General features: G+C 68.0%; 14 protein-coding genes. 5 read left to right on the top strand and 9 right to left on the bottom strand.

Annotated features, from left to right (window positions below; translation table 11 throughout):
* Nucleotides 1–3: 3 nt before the first annotated feature.
* The 8 genes from CFB41_RS21290 to CFB41_RS21255 form a co-directional block, all read right to left on the bottom strand.
* Complete coding sequence (locus tag CFB41_RS21290; protein WP_089457787.1) at nt 4–945, bottom strand: transposase; 942 nt, start codon at nt 943–945, stop codon at nt 4–6.
* A 743-nt stretch (nt 946–1688) separates the two neighbouring features.
* On the bottom strand, nt 1689–2270 hold the full coding sequence (locus CFB41_RS21285; protein ID WP_089457786.1) for a DUF3501 family protein: 582 nt from the start codon (nt 2268–2270) through the stop codon (nt 1689–1691).
* Nucleotides 2271–2301: 31 nt separating this feature from the next.
* Nucleotides 2302–3639, bottom strand: a complete 1338-nt coding sequence (locus CFB41_RS21280) for a heterodisulfide reductase-related iron-sulfur binding cluster (RefSeq protein WP_089457785.1) — start codon at nt 3637–3639, stop codon at nt 2302–2304.
* Nucleotides 3640–3762: 123 nt separating this feature from the next.
* Nucleotides 3763–4185: a rubrerythrin family protein gene (locus tag CFB41_RS21275; protein WP_027791020.1), complete on the bottom strand. Its 423-nt coding sequence runs from the start codon at nt 4183–4185 to the stop codon at nt 3763–3765.
* Between the two features lie 394 nt (nt 4186–4579).
* Nucleotides 4580–5848: an RNA polymerase sigma factor gene (locus CFB41_RS21270; protein WP_089443032.1), complete on the bottom strand. Its 1269-nt coding sequence runs from the start codon at nt 5846–5848 to the stop codon at nt 4580–4582.
* Complete coding sequence (locus CFB41_RS21265) at nt 5845–6261, bottom strand: VOC family protein (RefSeq protein ID WP_089428049.1); 417 nt, start codon at nt 6259–6261, stop codon at nt 5845–5847. The genes CFB41_RS21270 and CFB41_RS21265 overlap by 4 nt, the downstream gene beginning before the upstream one ends.
* Before the next feature lie 42 nt (nt 6262–6303).
* Entirely contained in the window at nt 6304–6723 is a 420-nt protein-coding gene (locus CFB41_RS21260; RefSeq protein ID WP_089457784.1) for a YciI family protein, read from the bottom strand.
* Between the two features lie 123 nt (nt 6724–6846).
* On the bottom strand, nt 6847–7200 hold the full coding sequence (locus CFB41_RS21255) for a YciI family protein (RefSeq protein WP_089443035.1): 354 nt from the start codon (nt 7198–7200) through the stop codon (nt 6847–6849).
* Nucleotides 7201–7403: 203 nt separating this feature from the next.
* Here CFB41_RS21255 and CFB41_RS21250 point away from each other — a divergent pair, with 203 nt between their 5' ends.
* The 5 genes from CFB41_RS21250 to CFB41_RS21235 all read left to right on the top strand — a co-directional run bounded on the left by CFB41_RS21250 (nt 7404) and on the right by CFB41_RS21235 (nt 11879).
* The gene (locus CFB41_RS21250; protein ID WP_089457783.1) at nt 7404–9269 is read left to right on the top strand and encodes an ExeM/NucH family extracellular endonuclease; all 1866 of its coding nucleotides are present in this window, start codon (nt 7404–7406) and stop codon (nt 9267–9269) included.
* Nucleotides 9270–9274: 5 nt separating this feature from the next.
* Nucleotides 9275–9568 carry a hypothetical protein gene (locus CFB41_RS37640; RefSeq protein WP_143329526.1) on the top strand — a complete coding sequence of 98 codons (294 nt, stop codon included), beginning with the start codon at nt 9275–9277 and terminating at the stop codon, nt 9566–9568.
* Nucleotides 9555–9941 carry a YqjD family protein gene (locus CFB41_RS21245; protein ID WP_089428053.1) on the top strand — a complete coding sequence of 129 codons (387 nt, stop codon included), beginning with the start codon at nt 9555–9557 and terminating at the stop codon, nt 9939–9941. Before CFB41_RS37640 ends, CFB41_RS21245 begins: the two co-directional genes overlap by 14 nt.
* Before the next feature lie 64 nt (nt 9942–10005).
* Entirely contained in the window at nt 10006–10590 is a 585-nt protein-coding gene (locus CFB41_RS21240; protein WP_089443037.1) for a YSC84-related protein, read from the top strand.
* Between the two features lie 236 nt (nt 10591–10826).
* On the top strand, nt 10827–11879 hold the full coding sequence (locus CFB41_RS21235) for an AI-2E family transporter (RefSeq protein WP_039345329.1): 1053 nt from the start codon (nt 10827–10829) through the stop codon (nt 11877–11879).
* A 43-nt stretch (nt 11880–11922) separates the two neighbouring features.
* On the opposite strand, the gene CFB41_RS21230 is transcribed toward CFB41_RS21235, so the two are convergent.
* Nucleotides 11923–12438, bottom strand: coding sequence for a thioesterase (locus CFB41_RS21230; protein WP_089457782.1), 516 nt, complete (start codon nt 12436–12438; stop codon nt 11923–11925).
* Nucleotides 12439–12494: the final 56 nt, after the last annotated feature.

Raw genomic sequence — 12494 nt, 5'->3', positions numbered from 1 at the left:
CGATCAGCCGACGCGGTACACGTACTCGCGGCGCTCCGGCTGCACCGGATCGTTGCGGCTTTCCGACAGCGCGCCCGCATGGCGCTCGGCGATGAAGCGCTGGATGTCCGACTCGGCACGCGCGAGCGCGGACAAGCCGGCCAGCACCTCGCCTTGCGGCTCGCGCGCCGGTTCGTCACTCGCGCCATGGCGATCGATCCACTGGCGCGCCCAGTCGAGCGCGAACTGCTCGGCTTCCTCGGCATCGGTGAAGCGCGGGCCGATCAGGCCCGAGCGTTCGACGCGCCGGTCGTCCTGCGTAATCTCGGCCCACGCGCGAAACATCAGGTTCTGCACGGGCTGCGCGATGCCGCAGATCGTATAGCCGCGATAGGTGTCGACTTGCGGTTCGGCCGCGGCGAAGCTCGCCGACGACGCATGCGCATGGCGCAGCTCCGCCGACGGCGCACCGGGCACCGCGAACGACCCGGCCGACGGATCGACGACTTCGTCGACCGGCCGCGCGCTCACCGACGCGCCCTCGCCCTCCCAAACGTTTGCGTGAGCGACCGGCAATTGCCACGACTCCGGGTTCTGCCAGAACACGCCGCGCAAGCGATCGTTGTCGGGCACGGGCTCGGCACGGCGCGCGGGCGCGACCGGCACCGGCGGCGGCGGGATATACGCGAACGTGCGCCCGCTGAACTGGGTCAGCACGTCGATCATCTGCAGCAGCGTGCCGGACGCGAGCCACTCCTCGTAGCGGCGACGGCACGTCGGCCCGGACGGATAACGACCGGGCAGCTTCGACCAGGCTTCACCGGTCGTCAGGATCCAGAGCACCGCGTTGGCGACGACGCGTGGTTCGGCTCGTGGACGCCCACGGCGGTTCAGCCGGATGGGTTCATCGGCGATCAGCGTTGAAAGACGAAACCACTCTTCATCGGTAAGCTCATCGAAGAACATAGTAGATCTCTCCACGCAGCCAGGCCGGGGCTGCGATTGGCGGCGCCGTCGCGACACATCGCGTCGCGGGGCGGCCAGGTTGCACATTATGTTTATCCGGAGTTGTGCATGCCGGTGCCGCACCGCACTTTCACGGTGCCGAGATTCCCGGCAATGACGCACAAATCACGGTCTCACTCCAATGTGGGAATTTTTGTGCACGAAGCATACCATCCCTAGGGTTTATCTCAATATGACAATGACTTAATGTTACGCACTGAAACAACCCGCCATGGATGAGTAATGTATTTACGCTTGAATTTTTTTGCGGGATCTTTATACCCCCGGCTGCAAAGGCCCGTCTGGCGGGGCTCTACGGCGTATGAAGCATGCCTTTTCATGGGCATTTCCGGGCTGCTCCGGCCCCTGCCGGCAACAATCCCGCGCATTGCTGCCGGACATCGGTAAATCAGGGAAAAAAGCGTAACAAGATATTCACGAATCGGTAAATCATTCAAATTCGACCGATTTTAATTATCTCCGTGCACAATCTTTTTATTGTTTCTCTGCGAGTGATGAAAGCACGGTGACGTGCGACGCACATTTTTCGCCGCGCGCAAACTCGTGACGTCTGCTACAACTTCGGGGCGGCGCGCGGGCGGTCGCGCCGCCTCGGTGGCGGGAATTATGTTTCGGGTCGGAATGGAAAAAGGGAAACCGGTGGGTGGGCGGTGCCGGACATGCCGGACGTTGCAGCGGACGCGTCAGCGCAGATCGCCGGCCAGCGACGCGGTCACGTCCGCGTCCACGCGCTGCGGCGGCATCGTGTAGGCCGGGTGATCGCAACCGATCGACAGCGCCGCCCCGCCCCTGAGCGCCGCGCGCATCGGCGCGTCGAGCTCGAAGCGCACGAAGTGCACGGCCGACGTCTTCTCGGCGGTGTCGCGGTCGAGATCCTCGTCGGCGATCGCGTAGACGCGCGCGTGCCCGTCGACCTGCAGGTACACGCGATCCTCGACACCGATCAGCCGCGCGAGCGCCGCACGCCGTTCGGCCTCGTGCTCGTACTCGATCTGCATCGTCGCCTTCAGGTTCGTGCCGTCGGGCACGAGCGGCAGATACGCGTCCAGCTCCCCTTCGATGCCGGCCTGGTCGAAGATCTTCTCGATGTGCAGCATCTCCTGGATCTGATAGCGGATCGTCGTCTCGTCCTCGAACAGGAAACGCAGGTGGTTGCCGAGCGCCACCGCGCGGCGGCGCTTGTACGCGACGAGCCGCGCGTGTTCGGCCTTGCGGATCTTCGCGTACGCTTCGAGCGTCAGCAGGGAGTCGCGGGTCAACGTCATGGGAGGTCCTCGTGGGTCGGCCAGCGGCGGCTCAGATGCCGTACGCGCGGCGCAGCAGCGTAAGCGGATGCGCGAGCGGCGCGGACGGCAGCCCCTTCTCGTCGATCCCCTGCACGATGTGATGACCGGCCAGCGCGCAGTCCGACGACACGACATCCGGCTGCGGCTCGGCCATCGCCTTGAACACGGGCCCGCCGATCCGCATCGCGTCCGCGTGAAATGCCTTCTTCACGCCGAACGTGCCCGCATGGCCCGAGCAGCGCTCGACGACGTTCACGCGCGTATCGGGCACGAGCGACAGCGCGTCCGCCGTCTTGCGGCCGATGTTCTGCACGCGCGCATGGCACGGCACGTGGTACGACACGGTGCCGAGGCCGGTCTTGAAATCGGTCTTCAGCAGTCCGTCGCGATGCCGCGCGATCACGTATTCGAACGGATCCCAGAATGCGTCGGCCACCGCGCGCACCGCTTCGTCGCCGGGGAACATCAGCGGCAGCTCGCTCTTGTACATCAGCACGCAGCTCGGGATCGCGCCGATCAGCGCATAGCCTTCGCGCGCGTAGCGTTCGAGCACGGGCAGGTTCACGCTCTTCTTCGCGGCCACGCCGGCGAGATTGCCCTGCTCGAGCAGCGGCATCCCGCAGCAGGCTTCGCGCGTGACGAGTTCGTACGGGATGTCGTTGTGCGCGAGGATCGCGAGCAGGTCGTGGCCGATGCCGGGCTCGTTGAAATTCACGTAGCAGGTTGCATAGATCGCCACCTTGCCGGGCGTGCGTTCGCCGTCGCGCACCGGCAAGCCGTCCGACGGCCGCGCCGTGCGCCGGAACTTGCGCGGCGCGAATTCCGGCAGCCACGCGTGGCGATCGACGCCGAGCGTCGCCTCGAGCGCATGGCGCGCGGGCTGCGTGCGGTTCACCGCGTTCACCGCCTGCGTGACGATCGGAATGCCGGCGAAGTGGCCCAGCGCGTCGGTATTCGACAGCACCTTGTCGCGCAGCGTCGCTTCGCCGCGCTTGTAGCGCGCGGCCTTGCCGCGCAGCATCAGGTGCGGAAAGTCGACGTTCCATGCATGCGGTGGCACGTACGGACATTTCGTCATGTAGCAGAGGTCGCACAGGTAGCACTGGTCGACGACCTTGCCGAACGCAGCCTTCGGCACCTCCTCGATGTCGCCCATCGGCGTGTCGTCGACCAGATCGAACAGCGTCGGAAACGCGCCGCACAACGACACGCAGCGCCGGCATCCGGCACAGATGTCGAACACGCGCGTCATTTCCGCATCGATCGCGGCCTGGTCGTAGAACGCATCGGACTGCCAGTCGAGCGGATGCCGGGTCGGGGCTTCGAGACTGCCTTCCTTGTGGGGCATGGGGCGCTCCATCCAGCGTGGCGCGCATGCGCGCCCGCGCCGCCCGCGCGATGCGGGCAGCGATGAACGAACAGCCGGCCGCTTGCCGGTCGCACGGCCTGCCGTGCGGCCCGCGGCGGCCCGTCAGTCGACGAGACTGTCGAGCGCCTTCGTGTAGCGGTTCGCGTGGCTGCGTTCAGCCTTCGCGAGCGTCTCGAACCAGTTCGCGATTTCGTCGAAGCCTTCGTCGCGCGCGGTCTTCGCCATGCCCGGATACATGTCGGTGTATTCGTGCGTTTCGCCGGCGATCGCCGATTCGAGATTCTGCCGCGACGAACCGAACGGCAAGCCCGTTGCCGGATCGCCGACGGCCTCCAGGTATTCGAGATGGCCGTGCGCATGGCCCGTTTCGCCTTCGGCGGTCGAGCGGAACAGCGCGGCGACGTCGTTCTGGCCTTCGACGTCGGCCTTCGAAGCGAAATACAGATAACGCCGGTTCGCCTGCGATTCGCCCGCGAATGCGGCTTTCAGGTTCTCTTCGGTTTTGCTGCCCTTGAGTTGAGCCATTTGCGCCTCCGTTCGAGTCGGCGCGGCCGCGTGCGGAGCCGGGTCGATCAGGTATGTGGGGAACGATGCGCTTGCCGGGGGCGCACGCATCGTGCTCTTCAATCTAGGCGCTCGCGTTCGCATCCCCCAATAGGCTTTTTCAATCCGGGTGATAGTGCTTGGCGGGGCGGCGCGCCGGGGGGTGTGCTCGGGTGCTCGGGTGCTCGGGTGCTCGGGTGCTCGGGTGCTCGGGTGCTCGGGTGCTCGGGTGCTCGGGTGCTCAGGTGCTCAGGTGCTCAGGTGCTCAGGTGCTCAGGTGCTCAGGTGCTCAGGTGCTCAGGTGCTCAGGTGCTCAGGTGCTCAGGTGCTCAGGTGCTCAGTGCTCGGTGCTCGGCATTCGCGCGTGCCGCGTGCGTCACGCGTCCGTCGCGCGCCTGAGCAGCAACTCGCGCTCGCGCTCGTTGCGCGTCAGTTCCGCCGCGCGGCGGAATTCGGCCTTCGCCTCGTCGGCGCGGCCCAGCTTCGCCAGCAGGTCGCCGCGCACGCTCGGCAGCCAGTGATAGCGCGCGAGCGCGGGATCGTCGCGCAGCGCGTCGACGAGTTCGAGCGCCGCGGCAGGCCCGAACGCCATCCCGACGGCCACCGCACGATTCAGCTCGACGACGGGCGACGGTGCGACTTCGGCGAGCGCGTCATACAGCGCGACGATCTGCGCCCAGTCCGTATCCGACGCGTGCCGCGCACGCGCATGGCAGGCTGCCAGCGCGGCCTGCAGCGCATACGGCCCGCGCACGCCGCCGAGCTTCGTCGCCCGTTCGAGCGCCGCGAGGCCGCGCCGGATCAGCAGCGGATCCCAGCGACTGCGATCCTGGTCGAGCAGCAGCACGGGCCGGCCCTGCGCGTCGGTGCGTGCATGCATGCGCGACGCCTGCAGCTCCATCAGCGCGACGAGCCCGAGCACCTCGCTCTCGTCCGGCGCCAGCCCGGCCAGCACACGGCCGAGCCGCAACGCCTCGTCGCACAGCGCCGGGCGCGTCCAGTCGTCGCCCGAGGTCGCCGCATGGCCTTCGTTGAACACGAGATAGATCACTTCGAGCACCGACGCGAGCCGCGCGGGCCGCGCGTCGGCCGCCGGCACCTCGAACGGCACGTGCGCCGCCGCAAGCGTGCGCTTGGCGCGCACGATCCGCTGCGCGATCGTCGGCTCGGGCGTCAGGAACGCGCGCGCGATCTCGCCCGTCGTCAGCCCGCCGAGCAGCCGCAACGTGAGTGCCACGCGCGCATCGGTCGACAGCACCGGATGGCACGACGTGAAGATCAGCCGCAGGAGGTCGTCGCCGATGTCGTCGTCGCTCGCGTCGGCAAGCGCCTCGGCGATGTCGGGGACGACATGCGCTTCGAGCGCGTCCATCTCGTGGCCGAGCTGGTCGCGCTTCGCCGCGTGGAGCGACTCCTGCCGGACACGATCGAGTGCGCGACGCTTCACGGCCGTCATCAGCCATGCGGCCGGGTTGTCGGGCACGCCGTCGACGGGCCAGTGCTCGAGCGCCGCGACGAGCGTGTCCTGCGCCAGCTCCTCGGCCACGCCGACGTCGCGCACCACGCGCGCGGCGCGCGCGATGATCTTGGGCGCCTCGATCCGCCAGACCGCCTCGATCGCACGGTGAGTCGCCTCACGCGTCACGACGCCTGCCCCTCGGCGGACGCGTCCAGCGGCATGGCCATCAGCTCCCATGCATGACCGTCCGGGTCGTCGAAACCGTGGCCGTACATGTTCGGGTACTCGCGCGGCGCCTGCGGCGCGGACCCGCCGGCCGCCAGCGCCTTCGCGACGATCGCGTCGACCTCGGCGCGGCTGTCGCACGACAGGCACGACAGGACCTGCACCTGCGTCGCCGGATCGATGATGGTTTTGCCGGTGAACGTCTGGAAGAACGGCCGCACGAGCAGCATCGCGAAGATCGTGTCGCTGATCTTGATGCAGGCGGCCTGGTCGTTGGTATAGGCCGGTACGACCTCGTAGCCGAGCGCCTGGTAGAACGCCTTCGAGCGCGGCAGGTCGGCCACCGGCAGGTTGATGAAGACCATCTTGTGCATGTCGGGTACTCCCGGTGAGGGTGGATTCAGGCGGGCAATCAGTCAGGCGCCGGTACGGCCGACGTGGAGTTCGCGGAACCGCTCGACCGCGTCGCTCGGCGTGAGGTCGTCGAGCTCGAACAGCGGCCGCACCTCGATCTCGCAATCCATCTCGGCGCCGAACGGCGCGGGGAACCGGCGCGTCCATTCGAGCGCTTCGTCGCGCGAACGCACCTGGATCAGCGTATAGCCGGCAATCAGTTCCTTCGTTTCGGCGAACGGCCCGTCGACCACGGTGCCCTTGCCGTCCTTGTAGCGCACGCGCCAGCCACGCGCGCTCGGCCGCAGCCCGTTCGCGTCGAGCAGCACGCCGGCCTTGGCCAGCTCCTCGTGGTAGACGGTCATGGCCTCGACCAGCCGGTTGTCCGGCAACGCGTCGGATTCGCTGACGGCGTTCGCCCGGATCATGATCATGAATCGCATCGTTCACTCCTTGTCGTAGGTGGAAGGCAGCGCCAATATCGGCGCCTTATCCGGACGACGGCCGGCAGACGGCCGGATCGACATACTCCGCGACACATCAGGGTAAATACCGAGTCGCGGCCATCACAGGAAGCACGGACCGACCGCCCGCACCTCGACCGTGCACCACTGCGCGGCCGGGCACTGGCGCGCGATCTCGATCGCTTCCTCGCGCGTGTCGACGTCGACGAGGAAGAAGCCGCCGACCATCTCCTTCGCTTCCGCGAACGGGCCGTCGAGCAGGCGCGTCTCGCCGTCGCGCACCTGCACGCGCGTCCCGCGCTCGGCGCGCTCCAGCGACTCGACGCCGCGCAGCACGCCGCGCGCCTTCAGCGTCTCGGCGAAATCGACCATCCGCGCGTACAGCGCCTGACCTTCGTCGAGTGTGCGTTCGGCGCGCTGCTCGGTCGGCTCGACTATCAACAGCATGTAAGACATGGATGACTCCTGTGGGAATGGGGCGCGGCAGCGCTCGCTGCGCGATCGGGATGCGCCGGCCGATGCAAAAGCGTAGCAGCCGCCGCGCGGCTTGCATCGTCGGCCGATCGGCTATGGCCGGACGGCCATTTCGGCCGCTTCCTGACATTTTGCCGTCAAGATGCCTTCCCGAACCGTCGGATTGTCTTCCTGTGGACCGCCCCATGTCACACCTGCTTGTGCCGCTTGCCGTTGCACCATTCATCACCGTCGCCGCGCTCGCCGCCCTTCCTGCCCGGCCGGCCTCGGCCGCGCCGCCGGTCAGCGCCCGCTGCGGCGGCGCGACCACGCCGATTGCCGACCTTCGCGGCGCCGGCGGCCCGTCGCCGCTGGCGGGGCAAACGACCTCGATCGAAGCGGTCGTCACCGCGGCGTTCGGCGGCGCCGACGGCCTCGGCGGCTTCTTCGTCCAGCAGGCCGACGCGCAGCGACGGCACCGGCCGGGCGTCCCTGAAGGCGTGTTCGTGTACGCGCCGAGCGCGCGCGCGCAGGCCGGCGATCGCGTGCATCTCACGGGCCGCGTCGACGAGCGTTACGGCCGGACGCAATTCACGCTGTCGGGCGGCGTGACCGTCTGCGCGCGCGGGCAACAGGTCACGCCTGCCACGCTCACACTACCCGTCGCCACCCCGGCGGTGCTGGCCGCGCTCGAAGGCATGCGGGTGCGCCTGCCGCAGACGCTGACGGTCAGCGATACCCACGAACTCGGCCGCTACGGCAGCGTCGTCCTCAGCCACGGCCGGCTACGCATCCCGACCCACGTCGCTCCGCCGGCCGAGGCCGCCGCGATCGCGACCGCCAACGCACGCAACCGCATCGTGCTCGACGACGGCTCGGCCCGCCGCGATCCCGCGACCGTGCGCTATCCGCCGCCCGCGCTAAGCGCTGCCAACACGCTGCGCGCGGGCTACACGGTACGCGGCATCGAAGGCGTGCTCGAGCTGCGCTACGGCGCGTGGCGGCTGCAACCGGTCGCCGGCGCGGCGCCGGTGTTCGATGCCGCGACGAACCCGCGCACCGAGGCGCCGGCCCGGCACCCGGACGCCGACGTGCGCATCGTGTCGTTCAACGTTTTCAACTATTTCAACGGCGACGGGCGCGGCGGCGGTTTCGATGCCCCGGCCAACCGCGGTGCGAAAACGCCCGCCGCGTTCGCGCGACAGGAGGCGAAGATCGCCGCGGCGTTGCGCGCGCTGCGTGCCGACGTGATCGGGCTGGTGGAAATCGCGAACAACGGCCACGGTGAAACAAGCGCCGTACGCCGTCTCGCCGCGCAACTCGGCGACGGCTGGCGCGCGGTCGAGCCCGGCACCGCGCGCCTCGGTCGCGATGCGATCGCAGTCGCGCTGCTGTACGACAGCCGCACGGTCGAGCCGGCCGGGCGCGCCGCGACCGTCTCACTCGGCGGCCGGCACCGCCCACCGCTCGCGCAGACATTCCGGCGCACCGGCGGCACGCGCGCCTTCACGGTCGCGGTCAATCACCTGAAATCGAAGAACTGCCCGAACGCGACCGGCGCCGATCGCGACCAGTCGGACGGCCAGGGCTGCTGGAATGCGGCGCGCACGCGAGCCGCCGCGCGCGTCGCCGACTGGCTCGCCACGTCGCCGACCGGCGCCACGGCCGATGGCGTCCTGCTGATCGGCGACCTGAACAGCTACGCGCAGGAAGACCCGTTGCGCGCGCTCGAATCGCGCGGCTACGCGAACCTGGTGGCCCGCTTCGTCGGCGATGCTGCGTACAGCTACGTATTTCGCGGCGAAGCGGGCAGCCTCGACCACGCGCTGGCCACGCCGGCGCTCGCCGCGCGCGTGAGGGCCGTACACGTCTGGCACATCAACGCCGACGAGCCGGCCACCCTGCAACCGTTGCCTGATTACAAAACGGCCGCGCAACGGTCGATTTATTACGCACCCGACGCGTACCGGTCGTCGGATCACGATCCCGTCGTGATCGACGTCGCGCTTGGCGATGGCGGCGCGTCGGCAGCCCCGGGCACGAACCATGCTTCTCGATCAACGGTCGATTAGTGCATTTGCATCAGCACAAGGCCTGCAACGGCACTATTTACCTGGTGGCCCGGGTGACGCGATATTTACCGGGCTTTCACTGCGTATCGCAGCCCGATACGCCGCTTCGCCCGGAACGCGAATTTTTTTCAATCGCCGCGCAGCCCCGTGCGGCGGGGCTGCGCGGCGATCCTGCAGACAAATTGAAAATTTGTCTCGAAACAAAATCGGGCCAAGTGAATCACACAGGTTGCTGGGATTCGTCTTATCTTCAAATTTGCCTTGAATCGAAGGAGGATAAACACCATGGCGCTCACTGACTCGATCGAACACAAGCTGGACCGCGGCCTTTCCGACATTCGTCGCACGGGCCGGCGCGTGGGACGCACGACACGCTCGGCCGCCCGCGACCTGCATGACGACGTCACCGACGATCTGCGCGGGCTGGTCGACGAACTGGAAGATCTGCTGAAAAACGACGGCGACGGCGATATCGCCGCGCTGCGCAAGCGCGTGCAATCCAAGCTGGATGAAGCGCGCGGCGCACTCGACCATGCGTCGGGCAGCGCGGCCGCCCGGCTGCGCGATTCGGCCGAACGCGTGTCGCAGGTCGTGCAAGACAACCCGTGGCAAACCGCCGGCGTCGTCGCCGGCCTCGCGTTCGTTGCGGGCCTGCTCCTTGCCCGCCGTTGAGCGGAGTGGGCCGCCACGCGCCCGCCCCGTCCGTCCTCAATCAGACAAATGAAGGAGAAACGCCATGCAGAAGACCTTTGCCATGAAAGCCGCCGCCGCCGTCCTGCTCGGCAGCCTCGCGCTCGCCGGTTGCACGACCACCCCGGACAAACCGGAAGGCGCCGCGGCCAGCGCGTCGAAGCGCCAGTCGATCGACGCCAGCGTCAACGCGACGCTGTCGCGCCTCTATTCGACGGTGCCGGGTTCGCGTGAACTCGTCGCGAAATCGCGCGGCGTGCTCGTGTTCCCGAACGTGCTGCAGGCCGGCTTCATCGTCGGCGGCCAGTCCGGCAACGGCGCGCTGCGCGTCGGCGGCAGCACGGTCGGCTACTACAATACGTCGTCGCTGTCGGTCGGCCTGCAGGCCGGCGCGCAGTCGAAGGCGATCGTGTTCCTGTTCATGACGCAGGATGCGCTCGACTCGTTCCGCAAGTCCGACGGCTGGGCCGCGGGCGCCGACGCGTCGGTCGCGGTCGTGAAGGTCGGCGCGAACGGCGCGGTCGACTCCAACACCGCCACCGCCCCGGTCCAGGTGCTGGTCCTGACCAACGCGGGCCTGATGGGCGACCTGTCGGTGAACGGCACCAAGGTCACGAAGCTCAATATCTGACGATGCGGCACGCGGCGTCACGCCGCGTTTGCTTCCCGGCAGCGCCGCGGCCCCGGCCGCGGCGTTTTCGTATGGGCCGCGCGCAGCGGCTATGATGGCGGCGCCTTTGCGGGCATACTCCGCTTCGGGCCGCCCTGCGTCGCATTTCGCCGCGAACCCGTGACGATCGGGAACCGATCGCGCGCGGGGCAACGAGATTCAATCAAACCACGCATCAATCTGCGCGAACGTCATCCATGGAAAGCGGACACGACCACCAAAAATTCTTCTATTTCCTGCTGGCCGCGGTCACAGTCGGACTCTGCTGGATCCTCGCGCCGTTTTCCGGAGCCGTGTTCTGGGGCACCATTCTCGCGATCCTGTTCCAGCCCGTGCAGCGCTGGCTCGCCGCGCGCTTCGGCAAGCGGCGCAACCTGGCCGCGCTCGTGACGCTGTCGCTGATCGTCCTGATCGTGATCCTGCCGCTCGTGTTCGTCGCCGCGACGCTCGTGCAGGAAATCGCGTACGTGTACCAGGAGCTCAAGGACGCCCAGCCGAACTATTCGCAGTATTTCCACGACATCATTCATGCGCTGCCGACGTCGATCCAGAACCTGCTGCAGAAATACGGGCTGACCAACATCCCGGGCATCCAGAAGAAGCTGACCGACGGCGCCGCGCAAATCAGCCAGTTCGCGGCCACCCAGGCGCTCAGCATCGGCCAGAACACGTTCCAGTTCGTCGTAAGCTTCGGCGTGATGCTGTACATGGTGTTCTTCCTGCTGCGCGACGGCGGCGAGATCGGCCGCCGCGTGCGCCGCGCGCTGCCGCTCGACGAGGAGCACAAGAACCTGCTGCTTGCGAAGTTCACGACCGTCGTGCGCGCAACGGTGAAGGGCAACATCGCGGTCGCGCTCGTGCAGGGCGCGCTCGGCGGCCTGATCTTCTGGATTCTCGGGATCGAGGGCGTGGTGCTGTGGGGCGCGCTGATGGCGTTCCTGTCGTTGCTGCCCGCGATCGGCGCGAGCCTCGTCTGGGTGCCGGCCGCGCTCTACTTCCTTATGATCGGCGCGGTCTGGAAGTGCGTGATCCTCGTCGCGTTCTGCGTGGGCGTGATCGGCCTCGTCGACAACCTGCTGCGCCCGATCCTCGTCGGCAAGGACACGAAGATGCCCGACTGGGTCGTGCTGATCTCGACGCTCGGCGGGATGGCGCTGTTCGGCATCAACGGCTTCGTGATCGGGCCGCTCGTCGCCGCGCTGTTCATGGCGAGCTGGGACATCTACGCGCGCGCCGAACAGGGCGAATGACGCATCGCGTGGCCGTGTGCCACGCACCTGCCGGCAAGCGCCGTCACGGATGGCGAATGCGGATCACGACGGGCGCCTCGGCGCCCGTTGCTTCATCCGCCGCCAGCGTCATCACGCCACCATACGGGCCCACGCGATACGTGCGGCCCGATACCAGCGGCACGCTTCGCTCGCCGTGCGCATCGCGCCACGTTGCCCGCACACGCGAAGCGACTTCGGGCGAGAGCCGCGCACCGTCGGGCCCGACCAGCGCCACCTGGGCGCCCGGCAATCGCCGGCCATGGGCATCGAATCGCAGCGTTGCCGCCGCCCCGCCGTTCGCCACCGCTCGTCCTTCGACCACCTCGCCCGAGCGCGCGTCGAGCGTCACGTCGTAGAGATCGACGAGCGCGCCCGTGAACCGTACGATGCCGTCCGACGCGGCATGCCCGGCCGCCACCGCATTCGACATCGCGAACGCCGCGCCAAGCCCGATTGCGATCTGCCGCACGGCACCGGCGCACCGCACCGATCGATTGCGCATCGCCACCGATGCCGCCCGCTTCGCGTCGTTTCGCATGTTCCCTCTCCTCTTCCGCGTGACCAGAAAAAAAGGCGGCGTGACGCGTCGGTCAC

The sequence above is a fragment of the Burkholderia sp. AU33803 genome (assembly GCF_002223095.1).
Classification (GTDB): Bacteria; Pseudomonadota; Gammaproteobacteria; order Burkholderiales; family Burkholderiaceae; genus Burkholderia.
This window is presented reverse-complemented; position numbering and strand designations above follow the sequence as displayed.